We start from the raw sequence: 20,887 nt of genomic DNA on the forward strand, positions 1-20,887 counted from the left end.
AAACCTAAGATGTGCACTGGTCAACTGTGGGAGGGGGCTTGCCCCCGATGGCGTCAAATCGGCCAAAACACGACATAAGGTACACTCCCTGTCTGAAAGCCCCTCCGCATCGTGCGGATTCAGGGTTTTGACGGGAGGCTATGTGAGTAACCGAGGTGAGCAGGCACTGCTCAAACAATCGACGATTCTGATGTTCGCAGTCGCGATCGCCGGGATTGTCACGGGCGTGATATCCGGCGCCCAATCCATTCTGTTCGACGGCTTTTTCTCGCTGATCGCCACCGCCATCAAGGTGCTGATGCTGATCACGGCCAAGCTGATCGCCAAGAAAAGCAACGAGCGTTTCCAATTTGGCTACTGGCACCTGGAACCCATGGTGCTGTTGATCGAAGGCAGTTTCCTGCTGCTGATCGCTATCTATGCGTTTCTCAACGGTGTGTTCGGCATTATCAATGGCGGGCGTGAGATCGAGTTGGGGCTGGTGATCATCTATGCGGCGGTGTTTACCGTCGTCGAATTCGCTTACTTCTTCTATGTGCGCTACCGCAATCGCAAGCTCAAATCATCGCTGATCCAGTTCGACAACATCAGTTGGCTGGTGGACGCGATGCTGTCGGTGGGGCTGCTGATCAGCTTTCTGGCCGCGCTGTTGCTCAAGTCCCATGGCTATGGCGAATGGGCGGTGTATGTCGACCCCATGATCCTGATCCTGCTGGCCCTGAGCATGCTGGCGCCAGCGTTCAAGATCCTGCGCCCGGCGTTGCGCGACGTGCTGGGGATTGCCCCGGATCATCTGGACGACAAGGTGCGCGAGGTCATGGACGCCGCGACGGCGAGACATGGTTTCGAAGAGTACGTGTCGTACGTGCAGAAGCATGGACGCGCTCGGTTTATCGAAATCCATGTGGTATTGCCGGTGGATTACCCGGTGAACAACGTTGCGACTCTCGATGCATTGCGTGAGGAGATATCCACAGGGCTCGGCACGCCGGATGCGGCGCGCTGGTTGACGATCAGCTTTACCGCAGATCGTAAGTGGATTGCGTAAGGCCCTGGTAGCAGGTGGCCAAGTGATACGGCGTGGTCGACGGCATGTCCCGTCGGCTCACGGCGCCATTGGCATCCAGGCATTCGTGCCAGCCTTTGTCGTGCAGGAAGTGCTGCTGCAGCGCCAGCAATTGGCGTTGCAACACCGCTTGGCTGTTGGGGCGCAGGGTCAGCGCGCGCAGGTATTCGGCCTGGGCCCAAATGCGTTGGGTGCCGTCGCGCACGCTGCCATCGGGGGCAAGCATGCCGCTGACCGCGCCGGTCACGTTATCCACACCCTTGAGTTCGGCATAGGCAAACGCCCGCGTCAGTGAGGCGTGCAACGGCGTACCGCGCAGCACATCCGACGATTCCAGCAAAAAGAACCATTCGAACTGGTGCCCCGGCTCAAACCAGTTATCCACAGCACCCAGCGGTTTCTCCATCATCACGCCGTGCTGGCGGTCGATGAAGTGCTGTTGCATAGCGGTTGCCAGGCTGAGCAGAGCGGCTTGCACGGCGGCGTCCTCACGCACAGCGAGGGTGGCCAGAAAGCCTTCGGCCAGATGCATCAACGGGTTCTGCAGCGGGCCGGAATCGAGCGACGACCAGTTGCGCTCCAATACGGCTTCGTACAGGCCGTCATCTGTGGCGAAGCGTTGCGCGACGACTTCCAGGGCCGCGTTGAGTACCGATTCCACCAACGGTTCGCGCACCTTGGCCCAGTAATGGGCACAGGCGAAGATGATGAACGCGTGGGTGTAGAGGTCTTTGCGCATGTCCAGCGGCTGGCCGGCGGGGTCGATGCTGTAAAACCAGCCGCCGTGTTCGGCGTCGTGGAAATGTCGCTGCAAGGAGCGAAACAATGCGGCTGCCCGCCCTTGGGCAAACTCGGCATCGGGTTGGCCGATCAGGCTGGCGAACAGATACAACTGCCGGGCGCAGGCCATGGCGCGGTAGCGTTGCGGCGGCAAAGGATGGTGATCGGCGTCCAGCGCCTCGTAAGGCAACGCCAGCTCGGCATTCCAGCCTGGGCCCTGCCACAGCGGCACGATCAGGTCATGGAAGTGGGTGAGCACGGTGTTCAAAGAGGGTTGGGAAGCGCTGGGCATTGGCTGGCGTCGTCACGGCAGAGGTGTAGGCGCGCATGGTAGCAGGCTTGGGTTCTGTGGTGTCTGTGGCACAGCTATCGGGGGCAAGCCCCCTCCCACCTTTTGATAGCAATGCAGCCAAATGTGGGAAGGGGCATGCCCCCGATGAGGCCTTTAGCCGCACTGCCAATCAGCCCGCCAGCCACCAGACCCCCCCCCACCGTTTGATAGCGCTGCAGCCAAATGTGGGAGGGGGCTTGCCCCCGATGAGGCCTTCAGCCGCACTGCCAATCAGCCCGCCAGCAACCAGGCCTCTCATACCTTTTGATAGCAATGCAGCCAAATGTGGGAGGGGGCTTGCCCCCGATGAGGCCTTCAGCCGCGCTGTAAATCAGCCCGCCAGCAACCAGACCCCAGTCGCCGCCGAAGCCGCACCGGCCACTCGCACCAATGGCGCCGCTGCCGCCGGCAGGAAGCGCACGAGTGCATAACCGGCTGCGTGCAGTGCTGCCGTCGCGCCGATAAAACCGGCGGCGTATGCCCAAGGGCTGGACATCTCCGGCAGTTCCAGGCCATGGGCCACACCGTGAAACAGCGCAAACAACGCCGTGGCGCCCATCGCCATCAACAGCGGCGGCCGCACCGCCAGCGCCACGGCCAGGCCCAGGGCCAGCACCGAGGCAGCAATCCCGTTTTCCAGCGCCGGCAGCGCCAGGCCTTCGAAACCCAGCAAGCCGCCGATCAGCATCGTGCCCACAAACGTGCACGGCAGCGCCCAGCGCGCGGCGCCTTTTTGCTGGGCGGCCCACAAGCCCACCGCCAGCATGGCCAGCAAATGATCGAGGCCGCCCAAGGGGTGGCTGATACCGGCCACCAGGCCGTTATCGCCGTGGCCGGGGTGGGCGAAGGCCAGCGCCGGAGCGAGAAGCAGGGCAGCGGTGGCAAAGAGTTTGTTGAGGCTCATAACTAGCTTCCTTGAAGAGAGATCAGGCGGCGGTCAGCAGACCCTGGCGTTCGATAAAGGCCACGATATCGTCCAGGCCGACCCCGGTTTTTTGGTTGCTGAACACAAAGGGTTTACCGTTGCGCATGCGCTGGGTGTCGCTGTTCATCAGTTCCAGCGAGGCGCCGACCAAGGGGGCGAGGTCGATCTTGTTGATCACCAATAGGTCGGATTTGCAGATGCCCGGGCCGCCTTTGCGCGGCAGCTTGTCGCCGGCGGACACATCGATCACGTAGATGGTCAGGTCCGACAGTTCCGGGCTGAAGGTCGCCGACAAGTTATCCCCACCGGATTCCACCAGGATCAGGTCCAGGCCGGGGAAGCGGCGGTTGAGTTGATCCACCGCTTCGAGGTTGATGGAGGCGTCTTCACGAATCGCCGTGTGCGGGCAGCCGCCGGTTTCCACGCCGATGATGCGCTCGGGCGCCAAAGCCTGGTTGCGCACCAGAAAATCGGCGTCTTCGCGGGTGTAGATGTCGTTGGTGACCACCGCCAGGTTGTAGCGATCGCGCAGGGCGAGGCATAGGGCCAGGGTCAGGGCGGTCTTGCCGGAGCCTACCGGGCCGCCAATGCCGACGCGCAAGGGTTGTGTGTGCATGTGCTTCTCCGAAGTAAAGGGCGCCAAAATTAAAAGAACCTATGAACGAAACAGGCGGCTGTACTGGCGCTCGTGGGCCATGCACGCCAGGGACAGGCCAAACGCGGCGCTGCCGCAGTGGTCGGGGTCGATGCGACTGGCGTCCTGCTGGGCTTGTTGCAACAGCGGCAGCAGTTCGCTGGTCAGGCGCTGGGCAGCTTGCTGGCCCAGGGGCAGGGTTTTCATCAGCACGGCCAATTGGTTTTCCAGCCAGCTCCACAGCCACGCGGCGAGGGCGTCTTCGGCGCTGATGCTCCAGGCGCGCGCGGCCAACGCCCAGCCAAGGGCCAGGTGTGGTTCGCTGAGGTGGTCGAGAAAGTGACGTGCGGCGGCGTCCAGTTCGGGCAATCCGTTGAGCAGTTGTTGCAGGGAATAGCCCATCTGCCGACTTTCTTGATACAGCTCGCGAGTCTCACGGCTGGCGCGGTGTTCTTCGCACAATTGCGTCAGCCGCGGCCAATCCTGAGCGGCGGCCGCCCGGCAGTGGGCGAGCAGCAAAGGCGCTTCGAAGCGCGCCAGGTTGAGCAGCAACTGGTCGCCGATCCAACGCCTGGCGCTGGCCGCATCGCAGACGCGGCCGTTCTCCACGGCCATCTCCAGGCCCTGGGAATAGCTGTAGCCGCCAATCGGCAATTGCGGACTGGCCAGACGCAGCAACGCCCAAGCTGGGTTCATAGACGCACGCCGAACTGATGCAGCTTGGGCGGGTAGTTGAAATCTTCATCGCCATGGCGCGAGTGGTGATGGCCGCCGCCGTAGGCACCGTGCTCCGGTTGAAAGGGCGCCTCGATGGTTTCGGCGTGGGCGCCCAGTTGTTCGAGCATGGCCTTGAGCACGTAGTCATCGAGCAGGCGCAACCAACCATCCCCGACCTGCAGCGCCACATGGCGGTTGCCCAGGTGATAGGCGGCGCGGGTCAGCTCATAAGCGCTGCTGCAGGTGACGTGCAGCAGCTGTTCAGGGCGTGCAGTGACGCGTACGACACGTCCGTCTTCCGCCTGTAGGCATTCGCCATCGTGCAGCGGCGGCTGGCCACGCTCCAGAAACAGGCCGACGTCTTCACCATCGGCACTGAAACAGCGCAGGCGGCTTTTGCTGCGCGCTTCGAAATTCAGCTGCAACTCAGCGGCCCAGAGGGCTTGGGGGGCAATTCGGCGATGGATCACCAGCATCAGAAAGCTTCCAGCTAGGGGCAATGAACCAGCTAGAGCAAGGGCCTTGCCAACCCCGCAAAAGCGTAGGAATTACCTGTAGGTGGGGAGGCGGCTGCCACCGAATGGGGCAGTGCTGTGCGCAGGGAGCGCCTCAATATGGTGCGTCTGCCGGTGGCTTGCCCCGGACATGGGCGCTTTGGGATTTTTCCTACGACATCTCGGGATTCGGCGCTCAGCGCGCTACACGGCCGGTGATTAGGCTTTGCGCCGTGTTTAATCCGCTGCGATGTTCATCATGTTTAAGTCATTTTTATGTTCGTTTTTTATCGGCTTGTCGTTTGTTGTGTCGTCGGCTTCAGCCAACTATCAACCGCGTTCGACCCTCGGCGCGTCACTGCAAAGCCTGCCGTCTGCCTCGATTACCAATGTGATCGACCGGGCCCATGAATTGTTGGGCACACCTTATAAGTGGGGCGGCATGTCGGTAGAGCAAGGCTTCGATTGCAGCAGCTTGCTGGTCTACCTGTTCAAGACCCAAGCCAATATCCAGATCCCACGCACCACGGCGGCGATGCACCGTTCAACGGCCGCCACCATCCAGCGCAACGCCCTCAAACCCGGCGATGCGGTGTTTTTCAAGGGCAATGGTCGCGGGCAAGTCAGTCACGTAGGGCTTTACATTGGCGAGGGCAAATTCATTCACTCGCCCCGTACCGGCAAGAACGTACGCATCGACTCGTTGAGCAACAGTTATTGGAACAAGCACTACACCACCGCCAAGCGTTTCCACGCGGCGGGTTGATTGGTCTACTCGGTGCTGCCCAGCCCTTGCCAGTGCTTGAGGCCGATAAAGATAAAGCGCAGCTGTTGAGTGATCTTCGCCTGGGGCGTGAGGTGGGCCGGCAGAGCCTGGGCCGGAGGGTCGATGATATCGGGCAGGGTGGCGAACACGCTCTTGACGATCAGGTCGGCCATCACATGCAAGCCTTCGGCATTCAGGTGTTGCAGCTTTGGCATCAGCGTCAGGTCGGCCGCCAGGTCGCGGGTAATGTCTTCGCGCAGTGCGGCGATGGCCTGACGCACGGCGAGGCAGCCGCCATATTGCTCGCGGGCCAGAAACAGGAATTGCGAGCGATTGGCCGACACCACATCGAGAAAGATGCGTACGGAGGCATCAATGATGCCGCCCATGACGAATTCGTTATGGCGCACCAGGCGAATGGTGGCGCGGAAGGTCTGGCCGACTTCGCTGACCAGCACCAGGCCCAGTTGATCCATATCGGCAAAGTGTCGATAGAAGCCGGTGGGGACAATGCCGGCCGTTTTGGCCACTTCGCGCAGGCTCAAGCTGCCAAACCCACGGCCGCACTCCATCAGATGACGAGCAGCGTCCATCAGGGCAAGGCGGGTCTGTTGCTTTTGTTCGGCACGGGGCAGCATGGGCGGGCGGGCTTTGTGGACAAGTACAGCGACGCACTCTAGCAAAACCGCTTGATCGGCGTCGAACTTGGCGGGGTCAGTGGCGAGACAGGTTCTGCAGAAAGTCAAAAGCCCGATCGGCGGATCGGGCTTTTTTCTGGGCCACCACAGGCTCAGCTCTGTGCTTGATGCATTTCTTCCAGGCGGTCGGCACCACCTTCGGCAACGGCATTGCGTTCCAGCAGACGATCAGCACCACCTTCGGCAACACCGTCAGTGTAGGTGCGTTTGTTGGCACGGTCGGAACCACCTTCGGCCACTGCGTTGCGCTCCATCAAACGATCCGCGCCGCCTTCGACCAAACCTTTTTCTTGCAGGCGATTAAAGCCGTTTTCAGCAACAGCGCCTTTGGCGTAGTCGCGGTTCTCTTCTTCTTGCGAACCGCTGCGTGCCAGGGTTTGGCTGGTCTGCACGGCTTGGGCTTTATTTTGTGGGATCGCTTGTTCGGCAGCTGGCAGGGCGAAAGCGCTCGAAGCCAGGACAGATAACAGGGCGGTAGCGAGTATTTGGCGTTTCATGATCAGTTGCTCCTTGGGAGGGCGATAAAGTGGGTACGTGGCTAATGCTACTCTCGATAAGTCGATATAAAAGTTCATAAACACAATGGTAATAATCAACAGAATTGATTGTTCCCGCCGAAGGCTCTAGATCGCGCCTCTCAAGCACGCGGTTTTGCACCGTGGTGGGTATTTTCGACACGTTGGCGGGTAACATTGGTGCGCCATCGATGGTAGAAACTGTCGGTCCGGTCAGGAAAACCAATTTTTTGCGCGACTTCTCGCCCTTAAAACGCGATCGGGTTAAACCCGTGGGCGGTTTGCCAGTCGTAGTCTTGTAAGCTGTTCTAAAGGCTGTGACCCAGCCGGTCGTATTCAGGAGTTCTGTGCAATGACGCGCACTCGTAAAGTCGTGGTTTGGAGCTGCGCCAGCTTCGTCGTGTTAATCGCTGCGGTAGTGCTGTTTCTAGTGTTTTTTGATTGGAACCGCATCAAACCGCCCCTCAATGCCAAAGTGTCCGAAGAGCTGCATCGCCCGTTTGCCATCAATGGCAACCTTGCCGTGAAGTGGCAGCGCGAGCCCGACGAAGGCGGCTGGCGCGCCTGGGTGCCGTGGCCCCATGTGATTGCCGAAGACCTGACCCTGGGCAACCCCGACTGGTCGAAAAAGCCGCAGATGGTCACCCTCAAAAAAGTGGAGCTGCGCATTTCGCCCCTGGCATTGTTGGCGCAACGGGTGGTTATCCCACGTATCGACCTCACTGAGCCGAGCGCCGAATTGCAGCGCCTGGCCGATGGCCGCGCCAACTGGACCTTCACGTTCGACCCTAAAGACCCCGACGCCGAGCCCTCCAATTGGGTGGTGGACATTGGCACCATCGGGTTCGACAAAGGCCATGTGACGCTCGACGATCAAACCCTCAAAACCCAGCTCGACGTGATCATCGACCTGTTGGGCAAACCCATTCCCTTCGGCGAAATCGTCGGCGATGCCGATGCCAAAAAAGCCTTGGAAAAAGGCTCGGCTCCTCAGGACTACGTGTTCGCCCTCAAGGTCAAAGGCCAGTACCACGGCCAGAAGCTCGACGGTGCCGGCAAAATCGGCGGGCTGTTGGCTCTGCAGGACGCAAACAAACCGTTTCCGCTGCAAGCTCAGGTCAAGATCGCCGACACCAGCATCGCTCTGGCCGGCATGCTGACCGACCCTCTTAACCTTGGCGCCCTCGACCTGCGCCTCAAGCTCGCCGGCACCAGCTTGAGCAACCTGTACCCGCTGACCGGCGTGACCTTGCCCGATTCACCGGCGTACGCCACCGACGGTCACCTGATCGCCAAGCTGCACGACGCCAGTGGTGCGTCGTTTCGCTACGAGAACTTCAACGGCAAGATCGGCAACAGTGATATCCACGGCGACCTGGCCTATGTCGCCAGCCAGCCAAGGCCCAAACTCAGCGGTACGCTGGTGTCCAACCAGTTGCTGATGACCGACCTCGCGCCCCTGATCGGCGCCGATTCCAATGCCAAGCAAAAGGCCCGTGGCGGCGACAGCAAGCAGCCGGCGACTAAGGTGCTGCCGGTGGAAGAGTTCCGCACCGAGCGCTGGCGCGACATGGACGCCGATGTGGAATTCACCGGTAAGCGCATCGTGCACAGCGCCGACTTGCCTTTCACCGACCTCTACACGCACCTGGTGCTCAACGATGGCGAACTGAGCCTGGAACCCCTGCGTTTCGGCGTGGCCGGCGGCAAGCTCGATGCGCAGATTCGCCTGAATGGCCGCACCACGCCCATGGAAGGTCGCGCCCGGCTCACCGCGCGCAACTTCAAGCTCAAGCAACTGTTCCCCAGCTTCGAACCGATGAAAACCAGTTTCGGCGAACTCAACGGCGATGCGGATATTTCCGGGCGCGGCAACTCCGTCGCGGCGCTGCTGGGCACCTCTAACGGTGATCTGAAGATGCTGATCAACGACGGCGCCATCAGCCGTGGCCTGATGGAAATCGCCGGCCTCAACGTGGGCAATTACGTAGTGGGGCGCCTGTTCGGCGACAAGGAAGTAAAGATCAACTGCGCGGCGGCGGACTTCGGCGTCAAGAGCGGCTTGGCCACCACGCGGCTGTTCGTGTTCGACACCGAGAACGCGATCATCTATGTCGACGGCACGGCCAACATGGCCACGGAGCAGTTGGACCTGACCATCACCCCTGAGTCCAAAGGCTTTCGCCTGTTCTCCCTGCGCTCGCCGCTGTACGTCAACGGCCCATTTATCAAGCCCAACGCGGGCGTCAAAGCCATTCCCCTGGCCCTGCGCGGTGCAGGCATGGTGGCACTCGGTGTGATCGCCGGCCCGGCCGCCGGCCTGCTCGCCCTAGTGGCCCCGAGCGGTGACGCGCCGAACCAGTGTGCGCCGTTGTTGCAGCAGATGAAGGAAGGCAAGGCGCCGAAGACGGTGAAGGGTTGACGTGACGCACGTTGAATAAGTGGGAGCAGGCAGGCCCTCTGCCACACAAACAAAAGGGGAGCTGACTGATCAGCTCCCCTTTTGTTTGTGTGGCGTTTTACAGGCTTTCGAGAATATCCGCCATATCGTCCGCGTGCTCTTCTTCCTGGGCCAGGATGTCTTCGAAGATGCGGCGGGTGGTCGGGTCTTTGTCGCCGATGTATTGGATGATCTCGCGGTAGCTGTCTACGGCGATGCGCTCGGCGACCAGGTCTTCGTAGACCATTTCTTTCAGGGTGTTGCCCGCCACGTATTGCGCGTGGGAGTTCTTCGACAGCAGGTCGGGGTTGAACTCAGGTTCACCGCCCAATTGCACGATGCGCTCGGCGAGTTTGTCGGCGTGTTCGGCTTCCTGGGTGGCGTGTTCGAGGAATTCCTGCGCGGCGACGGCGGCTTTGATGCCGCTGGCCATGAAGTAGTGGCGCTTGTAGCGCAGCACGCACACCAGTTCAGTGGCGAGGGAGGCGTTGAGCAGGCGAATGATTTCTTCGCGGTCAGCGTCATAGCCCTCGGTCACGGCACCGTTTTCGACGTTCTGGCGGGCGCGGCTGCGCAGGGTGGCAACGTCGGTCAAGTTTGCTTCAGTCATCTCAATCTCCTGGGGCTAATCCGGGTTACGCCACGCTCTGTCGGCGTGATCGCTCCAAGTTGTGAGTGCTGGGCGAGGCAAAAAGTTTTATCGGATTTGCCGCCGGCGTCATCAGCCGGACTTGCAGTTGGGCTAGGCTGCACGGTATCCAAGTATTTTCGAGGACGTTCGCTTCATGCCGCAGTCGTTAGCCACACGTTATCCGTTGGTACTGGTGCCCGGCATGCTGGGGTTCGTGCGTATTGGGCTGTTCCCCTATTGGTACGGCATCGTCCCGGCCCTGCGCGCGGGTGGGGCGCAAGTCTTCGCGGTGCAGGTGGCGCCGTTGGATTCCAACGAGGTGCGCGGCGAGCAATTGCTGGTGCAGATCGAGCGCATCCGCCGCGAGACCGGCGCAGAGAAGGTCAACCTGATTGGCCATAGCCAGGGCTCGCTCACCGCACGCTATGCGGCGGCCAAACGGCCGGAGTGGGTGGCGTCGGTGACGTCGGTGGCTGGGCCCAATCACGGCTCGGAACTGGCCGACTACTTCCACACCCATTACCCCATCGACAGCGTCAAGGGGCGGCTGGTGAGCGCGTTGTTGCACTTGGTGGCCTGGCTAATGGGCCTGCTGGAAACCGGCTATCGCGGCCCGCGCTTCAAGGCGGACTTGCAGGCGTCGCACCAGTCCCTGACCAGTACCGGCGTGGCGCTGTTCAATCGCCAATACCCCCAGGGGCTGCCCGACACCTGGGGCGGCCAGGGCGCGGCGCAGGTCAACGGCGTGCGTTATTACTCATGGTCCGGCACCTTGCAGCCAGGCAAGACCGACCGCGGGCGCAACCTGTTCGATGGCACCCACCGCAGTTGCCGCCTGTTCGCCCGCAGTTTCGTACGGGAGAAAGGCCAGTGCGATGGCATGGTTGGGCGATACAGTTCGCACCTGGGCGTGGTGATTGGCGACGACTATGCGCTGGACCACTTCGACATCGTCAATCAGTCCCTGGGCCTGGTGGGCAAGGGCGCCGAGCCGATCCGCCTGTTTGTCGAGCACGCACGACGCTTGAAGGCGGCGGGGGTTTAAGCGGATCGACGCACCGGTGTGGTCCAGCGTTCCGACAGAACCACGCCGCCCAGGGTCAGCAACCCACCCACCAAGTGATACAACGCCAGTTCTTCCTTGAGCACCGCCGCCGCAATGAGTGCGGTGATCAACGGCAGCAGGTTGAAAAACAGCGTGGTGCGGCTCGGCCCGAGGGTTTTGACCGAATGCATCCACGCCAGCGGTGCGAGCATCGACGCCAGCACGCAGGCGTACAGCACCAACGGAATATTCGCCCAGCCCAGGCCGGCCTTTGCGGAGAACAGGTACAGCGGCAACAGCACCACCACTGCCACCAGTATCTGCAAATACAACAACACCAACGGCGGCAGGCGCAGCTGCCATTTTTTCAGCAGCGTGCTGTAGACCGCGTAGGCCAGGGTGGCCACCAGCATCATCGCGTCGCCCAGGTTGACCCCATGTTGCAGCAGGGCGCCGAGGCTGCCGGCCGACACCACCACTGCCACCCCGGCAAACGACAGCACCGCACCCGTGAGCGCGCCGAAGGTCAGGCGCTGGCCGAGGCTGATAATGGCGGCGGTCAACGCCATCAACGGCATCAGCGACAGAATGATGCCCATATTGGTGGCGCTGGTCAGCGACGCGGCGTAATACGCCAGGCTCTGGTACACCGCCATGCCTAGTACGCCGAGGATGCAGACCTTGCCCAGATTGGGGCGGATGGTCGGCCAATGAGCGATCACCGGTTTGAGCATGAACGGGGTAAACAGCAGGGCCGCCAGCAGCCAGCGGTAGAAACCGATTTCGGCAGGGAAGATCGAACCCACGGCCAATTTGTTGACCACGGTGTTGCCGGCCCAGATAAAGATGGCCAGCAAGGGATAAGCGTATTGCATGACAGCGCCGCATGGATGAATGAGCGGGGATTATCCTCTCTCAGCGCCGGAAGGTGTAACAAGGTTTGACTACACTCTCCACAGGCCGTGCCCTCCGCATGGTAACCGGGAGAAAACTCCATGAAGATGCTGCGTATTCCGTTGTTGATGATGGGCCTGCTGCTGTGTGCCCAGGGCTTTGCCGCCACTGCCCAGCAGACCAAGATGACCACCTGCAACGCCGAAGCCACCACCAAGACGCTCAAGGGCGATGAGCGCAAGGCGTTTATGAAAACCTGCCTGTCGGCCCCGGCCGCCAACGATGCCAAGACGCTGACGCCGCAGCAGCAGAAAATGAAGGATTGCAACGCGTCGGCGAAAACCAAGGCGCTGACCGGTGATGCGCGCAAGACCTTTATGAGTAGCTGCCTCAAGGGCAGTTGAGTAGGCGACTCCTCTTGGGTGAGGGCGACTCATCGACTTGCCCCGATAACGGTGTATCAGTCAGCTCTTGCGTCCACTGATGCACCGCAATCGGGGGCAAGCCCCTTCCCACGCTTGATCGCACTCGCTTGATTCCCTTAAGGCTGGCAGACTGCCCATCCTTTAACGCCGTTCGTTTTGAGGCTGTATGCCAACGTTTTCTCAGCGTCATATGTTGTTGCTGGCCAGCTACATCATTATTTTTGGCGGATTGCTGCTGGTATTGCCGCTCAAGTTGCTACCCAGCCTGCTGGCCGGTCTGTTGGTCTACGAACTGGTCAACATGCTCACCCCTCAACTGCAACGGCTGATCGAAGGCCGGCGCGCGCGCTGGCTGGCGGTGGCCTTGCTGGGCACCGTGATCGTCAGCGTGCTGACGCTGATCTTTGCCGGCGCTATCAGCTTCCTGCTCCACGAAGCGGAAAACCCTGGCGCTTCCCTCGACAAGTTCATGGGCGTGGTCGACCGTGCGCGCGGCCAACTGCCGCCGTTCCTCGACGCCTACCTGCCTGCCAGCGCCGCCGAGTTCCGCGTGGCCATCGGCGACTGGCTGAGCAAGCACCTGAGCGAACTGCAACTGGTGGGCAAAGACGCGGCGCACATGTTCGTGACGCTGCTGATCGGCATGGTGCTCGGCGCGATCATCGCCCTGCAGCGCATCCCTGACCTGACCAAGCGCAAGCCCCTGGCCGCGGCGTTGTTCGACCGCCTGCACCTGCTGGTCCAGGCGTTTCGCAATATCGTCTTCGCGCAAATCAAAATCGCCGCCCTCAACACCGCCTTCACCGCCGTGTTCCTGGCCGTGGTGCTGCCGCTGTGCGGCATCCACTTGCCGCTGACCAAGACCCTGATTGTGCTGACCTTCCTGCTCGGCCTGTTGCCGGTGATTGGCAACCTGATGTCCAACACCCTGATCACCATCGTCGCGCTGTCGTTGTCGATCTGGGTCGCCGTGGCTGCGTTGGGCTATCTGATCGTGATCCACAAGGTCGAGTACTTCCTCAACGCCCGCATCGTGGGCGGGCAGATCAGTGCCAAGTCGTGGGAATTGTTGTTGGCGATGCTGGTGTTCGAAGCGGCATTCGGTTTGCCGGGGGTGGTGGCGGGGCCGATTTACTATGCGTACCTCAAGAGTGAGTTGAAGCTGGGGGGGATGGTTTAGGCTTTGTGGTGCCTGGGCTGACGCCATCGGGGGCAAGCCCCCTCCTACCTTTGAATGCGTTCACAAAGCAAAATGTGGGAGGGGGCTTGCCCCCGATAAACTCACCTCGGTATCCCAGGTGAAATTCAGCAGCCGTAGCGCTTACTCGCCTCAATCGCCAACCCGCTGCCGATACTGCCGAAAATATTCCCTTCCACATGCCGCGCATTCGGCAACATCGCCGCGATGCTGTGGCGCAGTGCCGGGATGCCGCTGGAGCCGCCGGTGAAGAACACGGTGTCTACCTGCGCCACGCTGACCGAGGCATCGTTGAGCAGTTGAGTCACGCTGCCACGTACACGTTCGAGCAGCCCGTCGATGGCTGACTCGAACAAGCTGCGGCTCAGGTCCACGCTCAAGCCGCGCTCGATGCGGTCGAGCGGCACATGGCGATTGTCGTCGTGGGTCAGCTGGATCTTGGTTTCTTCCACTTCCATCGCCAGCCAGTGCCCGGCGCGCTGTTCGATCAGCTTGAACAGGCGGTCGATGCCGCCGGTGTCTTCGATGTCGTAGCGCATGCTGCCCAGGGCCAACTGGGATTTTTGCGAGTACACCGAGTTGATGGTGTGCCAGGTCGCCAGGTTCATGTGGTGGCTGGTGGGCATGTAGGCGCCGCTTTTCATGCGGCTGCCGTAGCCGAACAGCGGCATCATGCCGGCCAGCGACAGTTGCTTGTCGAAGTCGGTACCGCCGATGTGTACGCCGCCGGTGGCGAGGATGTCATCGTGGCGGTTGTCGTTGTGGCGACGCTCCGGTGACAGGCGCACCAGCGAGAAGTCGGACGTACCGCCGCCGATGTCGACGATCAGCACCAGCTCTTCCTTTTCGATGGTGGATTCGTAGTCGAACGCTGCGGCAATCGGTTCGTACTGGAACGAGATGTCCTTGAAACCGATCTTGCGGGCCACATCTACCAGTGTGTTTTCCGCTTCCTGGTCGGCCAGCGGGTCGTCATCGACAAAGAACACCGGGCGCCCCAGCACCACTTCTTCGAACTCGCGGCCGGCGTTGGCTTCGGCGCGGCTCTTGAGCTGGCCGATAAACAGCGCCAGCAGGTCGGTGAACGGCATCGCCGTGCCCAATACGCTGGTGTCGTGCTTGATCAGCTTGGAACCCAGCAGGCTCTTGAGCGAGCGCATCAGCCGGCCTTCGTAGTTTTCCAGGTATTCGTGCAGGGCCAGGCGACCGTAGACCGGGCAACGCTCCTCGAAGTTGAAGAACACCACCGACGGCAGGGTGATTTTGTCGTCCTCCAGCGCAATAAGCGTCTCCTCGCCGGGGCGGATCCAGCCGACGGTGGAGTTGGACGTGCCGAAGTCGATGCCGCAGGCACGGGCTGGGGATGGGTTTTTCATGTCTATCGGGTTCCGGTCGAAAAACGGCCGCGCAGTGTATGCCAGTCCAGAGCCGATGCGTAGGCCGACTATCTGTTAAATCACGCTTGAAAGTCGCCGATTTGCCCCCACATCTGTTGCATACGGCTAGCGCCGATAACACTTTGACGCACCCCCAGGCCATAAGACTCAACAAGTGCAAAGCATCGCACCTTGTGCCCTGGGCTGTGCGATCCCGATGAGAGGATGGTGAACCGCCGATGGATTTCAAAGACTACTACAAGATTCTGGGTGTCGAGCCGACGGCCGATGACAAGGAAATCAAGACCGCCTATCGCAAGCTGGCTCGCAAATATCACCCCGATGTGAGCAAGGAAAAAGACGCCGAAGCCAAGTTCAAGGACGCGTCCGAAGCCTATGAAGCGCTCAAAAGCGCGGATAAGCGCGCCGAATACGACGAGCTGCGCAAGTATGGCCAGCATGGTCAGCCGTTCCAGGGGCCACCGGGCTGGCAGAGCCGTGGCGGCTTTGGTGGCGGCCAGGACGCGGGCGACTTTTCGGACTTCTTCAGTTCGATCTTCGGCTCCCGTGGCGACGCCTTTGGCGGCGGCCAGCGCCGCTCCGCAGCGCGCAAGGGCCAGGACGTGGAGATGCAACTCTCGGTATTCCTTGAGGAGACGCTGTCCACCGAGTCCAAGCAGATCAGCTTCCAGGTGCCGCAATACGACGCCTCGGGCCGGCATGTCAGCAACACCACCAAGAGCCTGAACGTGAAGATCCCCGCCGGCGTCACCGACGGCGAGCGTATCCGCCTCAAGGGGCAGGGTGCGCCCGGCGTGGCCGGAGGGCCCAATGGCGATCTGTACCTGATCATCAAGTTCGCGCCGCACCCCAAGTTCGAAGTGGACGGCGAAAACCTGATCACCCACTTGCCGCTGGCACCGTGGGAATTGGCGTTGGGCGCGGAAGTCGCGGTGCCGACCTTGACCGGCAGGATCAACCTCAAGGTGCCGGCCGGCAGCCAGAACGGCCAGCGCATGCGCGTCAAGAGGCACGGCTTGATGAACAAGGCCGGGCAGCGCGGGTTCCTCTACGTGCAGCTCAAGGCAGTGATGCCTAAGCAGGCCGACGACGAAACCATCGCGCTGTGGCAGGCGCTGGCCAAGAAAGCCAACTTCAACCCGCGCGAAAACGTCTAAACCCGCCCCGGCGCGGGACCGTCACAGCGAGCGCGGCAGCACCACGGTAAAGGTGGTGCCGTCCGCCTCGCTGGACGTCACTTCAATGCTGCCCCGATGGGCCAGCACCACTTCCTTGACGATAAACAAACCCAACCCCAGGCTGGACGACGTGCTGCCCGGTTCCTCATTGGCGCTGCGCACCAGTGGGTCGAACACCGTGCCCAGGGCGGCTTCGGGGATCGGCGGGCCGTAGTTGTGCATGCGCAATTCCACGCTGTCCGCCGTGCCTTTGAGCGTCAAGGTCACCGCCTGGCTGTGGGTGCCGTGCTGCAAGGCGTTGCCGATCAGATTCTGCAGCAGTTGGTCGACGCGGCCACGGTCCCACTGACCGTGGGTGTCGCCGTGGATGATCAGCGCCGGGTTGCATTCCGGGCGACCTGCGCACGCCTCGTCGATGGCCTCGCGCGCGGCGTCCGCCAGGCTCATGGGTTTGGGGTCGATGGGCAGGCTGCTGCCCAAACGGCTGCGTACGAACTCCAGCAGGTCGCTGACCATCGCCCCCATGTGGCGCGCGCCGTTGCGGATATTGCCCAGCAGGCTCAACCCCTGGTTATCCAACTGGGCCTTGCGCAACAGCATCTCGCTCGACATGTTCACTGCCTGCAACGGCGCGCGCAGGTCGTGGCCGAGGATCGCCAGGAAGATGTCCCGCGAGCGCGCCACTTGTTCGGCGTAGGCTGCGGTGGACTCGGCCAGGGCTTCGTCGATGGCTTCATTGAAGCGGATCATGTCTTGCAGGTCTGCCCGTTGCGGGGTTTGCACGCTGTCGACCCACAGCCGGATCACGCAGGCGCGCAAATGGCGGAACTCGGAGGTCATCTGCACCAGGTCAAAGCCCACGGTATGGCGCAGCTCGCCATGGCTGGCTGCGGCTTGATCCAGGCTGGGGGTTTTCTCCGGGCCTTCGCCCTTGGCCTTGGCGGCTTGTTCGCTGGCGCTTTGGCGGGTGTTCATGTCACGGGCGGCGGCCAGCAGGATCGAATGGGCGTGGTCGCGCAATTGTGTGCGGTTGAGGGTGTCGGCGGCGGGTGTCAGGGTCTGGGCGAACAGCTCCCATTCATCAACGATCTGCTCGGCGTGTAACACGATGAATTCGGATAAACGCATGGCCAGGTTTCCAGAACGATGAAAGCGCGTGGCGCATCGTAGCGCCATACGCGTGCTTCATTCACTGGCCCCGCAGGCCTGTGCCGATGAACGGTCAGAACAGGAAATAACGCTGCGCCATCGGCAGCACATCCGCCGGTTCGCACCAGAGCAATTGCCCGTCTGCCTTGACCTGATAGGTCTGCGGGTCCACCTCGATCTCCGGCAGGTAATCGTTGTGGATCAGGTCGGTTTTCTGCACATCACGGCAGCCCTTGACCACGCCGATGCGTTTCTTCAAACCCAGCGCTTCGGGCAGACCCTCGTCCAGCGCCGCCTGGCTGATAAACGTCAGGCTGGTGGCGTGCAATGAGCTGCCAAAGCTGGCGAACATCGGGCGGTAGTGCACCGGTTGCGGGGTCGGGATCGAAGCGTTGGCATCGCCCATCAGGCTGGAGGCAATCGCGCCGCCCTTGAGGATCAGCGTTGGCTTGATCCCGAAGAACGCTGGACGCCACAGCACCAGGTCGGCCCATTTGCCCACTTCGATGGAGCCCACCTCATGGCTGATGCCATGGGTGATCGCCGGGTTGATGGTGTACTTGGCGATGTAGCGTTTGGCGCGGAAATTGTCGTTGCCCGGGCCGTCGCCGGGCAGGGCGCCGCGTTGCTTTTTCATTTTGTCGGCGGTTTGCCAGGTGCGCGTGATCACTTCGCCGACGCGGCCCATAGCCTGGCTGTCGGAGCTGATCATCGAGAACGCGCCGAGGTCGTGCAGGATGTCTTCGGCGGCGATGGTTTCGCGGCGGATGCGGCTTTCGGCGAAGGCCACGTCTTCGGCAATGCTGGGGTCCAGGTGATGGCAGACCATCAACATGTCCAGGTGCTCGTCGATGGTGTTGCGGGTGAACGGCCGCGTCGGATTGGTGGAACTGGGCAGTACATTGGGGAAGCCGCACGCCTTGATGATGTCCGGCGCATGGCCGCCGCCGGCGCCCTCGGTGTGGTAGGTATGGATGGTGCGACCCTTGAGCGCGGCGAGGGTGGTTTCGACAAAACCGGACTCGTTGAGGGTGTCGCTGTGGATCGCCACTTGCACGTCGTAGTCGTCCGCCACCGTTAGGCAGTTGTCGATGCTCGCCGGGGTGGTGCCCCAGTCTTCATGCAGCTTCAAACCGATGGCGCCAGCCTTGACCTGTTCGATCAATGGGCCCGGCAGGCTGGCGTTGCCCTTGCCGGTAAAACCGATGTTCATCGGGAACGAATCGCTGGCCTGCAGCATGCGCGCCAGGTGCCACGGCCCCGAGGTGCAGGTGGTGGCGTTGGTGCCGGTGGCCGGGCCGGTACCGCCGCCGATCATAGTGGTGACGCCGCTGGTCAGCGCTTCTTCGATCTGCTGCGGGCAAATGAAATGCACATGGGAGTCGATGCCGCCGGCGGTGAGGATCATGCCTTCGCCGGCGATCACTTCAGTGCTGGCGCCGATGGCCATGGTCACGCCGGGCTGGATATCCGGGTTACCGGCTTTGCCGATGGCGTGGATGCGCCCGTTCTTGAGGCCCACGTCGGCCTTGACGATGCCCCAGTGGTCGATGATCAACGCATTGGTGATCAAGGTGTCGACCACCTCGGCGGCGAGCAACTGGCTCTGGCCCTGGCCATCGCGAATCACCTTGCCGCCACCGAATTTGACCTCTTCGCCGTACACGGTGAAGTCCTGTTCCACTTCGACGAACAGCTCGGTGTCGGCCAGGCGGACCTTGTCGCCGACGGTGGGGCCGTACATATCGGCGTAGGCTTGGCGGCTGATTTTCATGTGTGTGCCCTGAAATATTTGTGTTGAATGTGAAATCGCTATCGGGGGCAAGCCCCCTCCCACCTTTGGAATGCGTTCCCCTGTGGGAGGGGGCTTGCCCCCGATGAGGCCCTAAAGGTCGCCCATGATCCGCCCGGCAAACCCGAACACCCGCCGACCGCCGCTCAAATCCACCAGCTCGACCTCACGGCTCTGCCCCGGCTCGAACCGCACCGCCGTACCCGCCGGAATATTCAAACGCATGCCACGGCTGGCGGCGCGGTCAAAGGTCAGCGCGTCGTTGGTTTCGAAAAAGTGGTAATGCGAACCCACCTGGATCGGCCGGTCGCCGCTGTTGGCCACGCTCAGGGTGACGGTACGGCGGCCGACGTTGAGTTCGATCTCGCCGGGCTGGATCTGAAATTCACCAGGAATCATGCAGGTTGCCCCAGGGTCTTGTAGTAGATGGCGGTCGGGCTGTAGCGCCCGTCCGGGCTTTGGCAGTAGTCGGGCAGCTCACCGATCTTGGTGTAGCGCAGCGACTGGTAGAAGGCTTCGGCCGGCGAGCCGGCTTCGGTGTCCAGGTACAGCAGGCCACGCCGGTGCTGGCGGGCGGCGAGTTCCAGGGCGTTCATCAATTGCTGGCCGAGGCCGTGGCGGCGGGCGCTGCTGTGCACCAGTAGCTTCTGGACTTCGGCGCGATTGAGGCCGTTGGCTTTCTGGCACAACGCCAACTGCACGCTGGCGATCACCTGCTCGTCGCGCACCACCACCCACAGCAACAGGCTGGCGTCTTGCAGGCTCGCCTGCACGCCGTTGAGGTAACTGCGCGCCTGGGCGTCATCGAAGTCGGCCATGAAACCCACCGACGCACCGTGACTGACCGCGTCCAACAGCAGTTCACTCAAGCCCTGGCGGTAATGGGCGAAACTTTCCGCATTGACGCGACGCATTTGCGCAGCACTCATCGATCTCACTCCTTGGGCGGTTCGGCGCCGGGGTTCAGGGCCAGTTGCATAAAGGTCAGGTCCAGCCAGCGGCCGAACTTGATGCCCACTTGCGGCATTTGCCCGGTGGTGACGAAGCCCAGGCGCTCGTGCAGGCGGATCGAGGCCTGATTGCCACTTTCGATGGCGGCGACCATCACGTATTTGCCGGCGCTGCGCGCTCGTTCGATCAGCACTTGCATCAAGCGTGGGCCAAGGCCCTTGCCGCGTTGGTCGTTGCGCACGTACACCGAGTGCTCGACGCTGTAGCGAAAACCTTCGAATGGTCGCCAGTCGCCGAACGAGGAATAGCCCGTCACCTCGTCGTTTTCCACCGCCACCAGGATCGGGTAACCCTGGGCCTGGCGCGCGTTGAACCACGCCAGGCGGTTGGCCAGGTCCACCGGTTGTTCGTTCCAGATCGCCGTAGTGTTGCGCACCGCGTCGTTGTAGATATCGCGAATGGCGGGAAGGTCCTTTTCGGTTGCATCACGAATCATGAGCGTGCCTCAGGCAATCGGTTGATGAACGGTGACTAGCTTGGTGCCGTCCGGAAAAGTGGCTTCCACCTGGATATCCGGGATCATCTCCGGGATGCCTTCCATCACTTGTTCACGGCTCAGCAGGGTGGTGCCGTAGTGCATCAGGTCGGCCACCGTGCGGCCATCGCGGGCGCCTTCCATCAAGGCGGCGGAGATGTAGGCGATGGTTTCCGGGTAATTGAGCTTCACCCCACGCGCCAGGCGGCGCTCGGCAACTAAGCCGGCAGTGAAGATCAGCAGTTTGTCTTTTTCCCGTGGGGTCAGGTCCATGGTTCAGTCCGTCGTGAAATACATTCGTAAATACAGTGAAGATTAAGTGTGGG

23 protein-coding genes are annotated in these 20,887 nt (G+C 61.7%); 7 read left to right on the top strand and 16 right to left on the bottom strand.

The window, feature by feature from the left end; all coding sequences use genetic code 11:
- The first annotated feature begins 142 nt into the window (after positions 1-142).
- Positions 143-1,048, top strand: a complete 906-nt coding sequence (locus tag HRH33_RS03685) for a cation diffusion facilitator family transporter (RefSeq protein ID WP_167416807.1) — start codon at positions 143-145, stop codon at positions 1,046-1,048.
- On the opposite strand, the gene HRH33_RS03690 is transcribed toward HRH33_RS03685, so the two are convergent.
- The 5 genes from HRH33_RS03690 to ureE form a co-directional block, all read right to left on the bottom strand.
- Positions 1,020-2,138 carry an AGE family epimerase/isomerase gene (locus HRH33_RS03690; RefSeq protein WP_167416808.1) on the bottom strand — a complete coding sequence of 373 codons (1,119 nt, stop codon included), beginning with the start codon at positions 2,136-2,138 and terminating at the stop codon, positions 1,020-1,022. The two genes, HRH33_RS03685 and HRH33_RS03690, sit on opposite strands and share 29 nt — an antisense overlap.
- 370 nt (positions 2,139-2,508) lie before the next feature.
- Positions 2,509-3,081, bottom strand: a complete 573-nt coding sequence (locus HRH33_RS03695; RefSeq protein WP_167416809.1) for a HupE/UreJ family protein — start codon at positions 3,079-3,081, stop codon at positions 2,509-2,511.
- A 22-nt stretch (positions 3,082-3,103) separates the two neighbouring features.
- Positions 3,104-3,718, bottom strand: coding sequence for an urease accessory protein UreG (ureG, locus tag HRH33_RS03700; protein ID WP_034095639.1), 615 nt, complete (start codon positions 3,716-3,718; stop codon positions 3,104-3,106).
- Between the two features lie 39 nt (positions 3,719-3,757).
- Entirely contained in the window at positions 3,758-4,432 is a 675-nt protein-coding gene (locus HRH33_RS03705) for an urease accessory protein UreF (protein WP_123479538.1), read from the bottom strand.
- Entirely contained in the window at positions 4,429-4,929 is a 501-nt protein-coding gene (gene ureE, locus HRH33_RS03710; protein ID WP_167416810.1) for an urease accessory protein UreE, read from the bottom strand. Before ureE ends, HRH33_RS03705 begins: the two co-directional genes overlap by 4 nt.
- A 277-nt stretch (positions 4,930-5,206) precedes the next feature.
- Here ureE and HRH33_RS03715 point away from each other — a divergent pair, with 277 nt between their 5' ends.
- Positions 5,207-5,713 carry a C40 family peptidase gene (locus tag HRH33_RS03715; RefSeq protein ID WP_123479640.1) on the top strand — a complete coding sequence of 169 codons (507 nt, stop codon included), beginning with the start codon at positions 5,207-5,209 and terminating at the stop codon, positions 5,711-5,713.
- A 5-nt stretch (positions 5,714-5,718) separates the two neighbouring features.
- On the opposite strand, the gene HRH33_RS03720 is transcribed toward HRH33_RS03715, so the two are convergent.
- Positions 5,719-6,351 carry a TetR family transcriptional regulator gene (locus HRH33_RS03720; protein WP_034095642.1) on the bottom strand — a complete coding sequence of 211 codons (633 nt, stop codon included), beginning with the start codon at positions 6,349-6,351 and terminating at the stop codon, positions 5,719-5,721.
- Between the two features lie 152 nt (positions 6,352-6,503).
- Positions 6,504-6,908: a hypothetical protein gene (locus tag HRH33_RS03725; RefSeq protein ID WP_040265934.1), complete on the bottom strand. Its 405-nt coding sequence runs from the start codon at positions 6,906-6,908 to the stop codon at positions 6,504-6,506.
- Between the two features lie 370 nt (positions 6,909-7,278).
- Here HRH33_RS03725 and HRH33_RS03730 point away from each other — a divergent pair, with 370 nt between their 5' ends.
- Complete coding sequence (locus tag HRH33_RS03730; RefSeq protein WP_167416811.1) at positions 7,279-9,348, top strand: AsmA family protein; 2,070 nt, start codon at positions 7,279-7,281, stop codon at positions 9,346-9,348.
- Positions 9,349-9,445: 97 nt separating this feature from the next.
- Here the strand turns inward: HRH33_RS03730 and HRH33_RS03735 are convergent, their stop codons facing one another.
- Positions 9,446-9,976, bottom strand: a complete 531-nt coding sequence (locus tag HRH33_RS03735; RefSeq protein ID WP_034095645.1) for a ferritin-like domain-containing protein — start codon at positions 9,974-9,976, stop codon at positions 9,446-9,448.
- A gap of 175 nt (positions 9,977-10,151) precedes the next feature.
- Between HRH33_RS03735 and HRH33_RS03740 the strand changes: the two genes are divergently transcribed.
- The gene (locus HRH33_RS03740) at positions 10,152-11,042 is read left to right on the top strand and encodes an esterase/lipase family protein (RefSeq protein ID WP_167416812.1); all 891 of its coding nucleotides are present in this window, start codon (positions 10,152-10,154) and stop codon (positions 11,040-11,042) included.
- Here HRH33_RS03740 and HRH33_RS03745 read toward each other — a convergent pair.
- Entirely contained in the window at positions 11,039-11,917 is an 879-nt protein-coding gene (locus tag HRH33_RS03745; RefSeq protein ID WP_034111555.1) for a DMT family transporter, read from the bottom strand. The genes HRH33_RS03740 and HRH33_RS03745 overlap by 4 nt on opposite strands.
- A gap of 120 nt (positions 11,918-12,037) precedes the next feature.
- On the opposite strand from HRH33_RS03745, the gene HRH33_RS03750 reads away from it, so the two are divergent.
- Both HRH33_RS03750 and HRH33_RS03755 read left to right on the top strand, forming a co-directional pair.
- Positions 12,038-12,340: a PsiF family protein gene (locus HRH33_RS03750; RefSeq protein WP_034095648.1), complete on the top strand. Its 303-nt coding sequence runs from the start codon at positions 12,038-12,040 to the stop codon at positions 12,338-12,340.
- A 187-nt stretch (positions 12,341-12,527) separates the two neighbouring features.
- The gene (locus HRH33_RS03755; protein ID WP_034095649.1) at positions 12,528-13,541 is read left to right on the top strand and encodes an AI-2E family transporter; all 1,014 of its coding nucleotides are present in this window, start codon (positions 12,528-12,530) and stop codon (positions 13,539-13,541) included.
- 125 nt (positions 13,542-13,666) lie between these two features.
- Here HRH33_RS03755 and HRH33_RS03760 read toward each other — a convergent pair whose 3' ends face one another.
- Positions 13,667-14,935 carry an Hsp70 family protein gene (locus HRH33_RS03760; RefSeq protein ID WP_173603363.1) on the bottom strand — a complete coding sequence of 423 codons (1,269 nt, stop codon included), beginning with the start codon at positions 14,933-14,935 and terminating at the stop codon, positions 13,667-13,669.
- Positions 14,936-15,174: 239 nt separating this feature from the next.
- Here HRH33_RS03760 and HRH33_RS03765 point away from each other — a divergent pair, with 239 nt between their 5' ends.
- Entirely contained in the window at positions 15,175-16,113 is a 939-nt protein-coding gene (locus HRH33_RS03765; protein ID WP_173603364.1) for a DnaJ C-terminal domain-containing protein, read from the top strand.
- 21 nt (positions 16,114-16,134) lie between these two features.
- On the opposite strand, the gene HRH33_RS03770 is transcribed toward HRH33_RS03765, so the two are convergent.
- The 6 genes from HRH33_RS03770 to ureA all read right to left on the bottom strand — a co-directional run bounded on the left by HRH33_RS03770 (position 16,135) and on the right by ureA (position 20,834).
- Entirely contained in the window at positions 16,135-17,262 is a 1,128-nt protein-coding gene (locus tag HRH33_RS03770) for a sensor histidine kinase (protein WP_167416813.1), read from the bottom strand.
- 94 nt (positions 17,263-17,356) lie between these two features.
- A complete protein-coding gene (gene ureC, locus HRH33_RS03775) occupies positions 17,357-19,057 on the bottom strand; it encodes an urease subunit alpha (RefSeq protein ID WP_178125582.1) in 1,701 nt (566 codons plus the stop codon).
- A gap of 111 nt (positions 19,058-19,168) precedes the next feature.
- Positions 19,169-19,474, bottom strand: a complete 306-nt coding sequence (locus tag HRH33_RS26310) for an urease subunit beta (RefSeq protein WP_034111559.1) — start codon at positions 19,472-19,474, stop codon at positions 19,169-19,171.
- The gene (locus HRH33_RS03780; protein WP_094065083.1) at positions 19,471-20,004 is read right to left on the bottom strand and encodes a GNAT family N-acetyltransferase; all 534 of its coding nucleotides are present in this window, start codon (positions 20,002-20,004) and stop codon (positions 19,471-19,473) included. The genes HRH33_RS26310 and HRH33_RS03780 overlap by 4 nt, the downstream gene beginning before the upstream one ends.
- A 5-nt stretch (positions 20,005-20,009) precedes the next feature.
- A complete protein-coding gene (locus HRH33_RS03785) occupies positions 20,010-20,522 on the bottom strand; it encodes a GNAT family N-acetyltransferase (RefSeq protein ID WP_034095656.1) in 513 nt (170 codons plus the stop codon).
- Between the two features lie 9 nt (positions 20,523-20,531).
- Entirely contained in the window at positions 20,532-20,834 is a 303-nt protein-coding gene (ureA, locus tag HRH33_RS03790; RefSeq protein WP_003171437.1) for an urease subunit gamma, read from the bottom strand.
- Positions 20,835-20,887 lie beyond the last annotated feature (53 nt).

Origin of the sequence: Pseudomonas rhodesiae (assembly GCF_013285305.1) — a bacterium.
Taxonomy (GTDB): Bacteria; Pseudomonadota; Gammaproteobacteria; order Pseudomonadales; family Pseudomonadaceae; genus Aquipseudomonas; species Aquipseudomonas rhodesiae.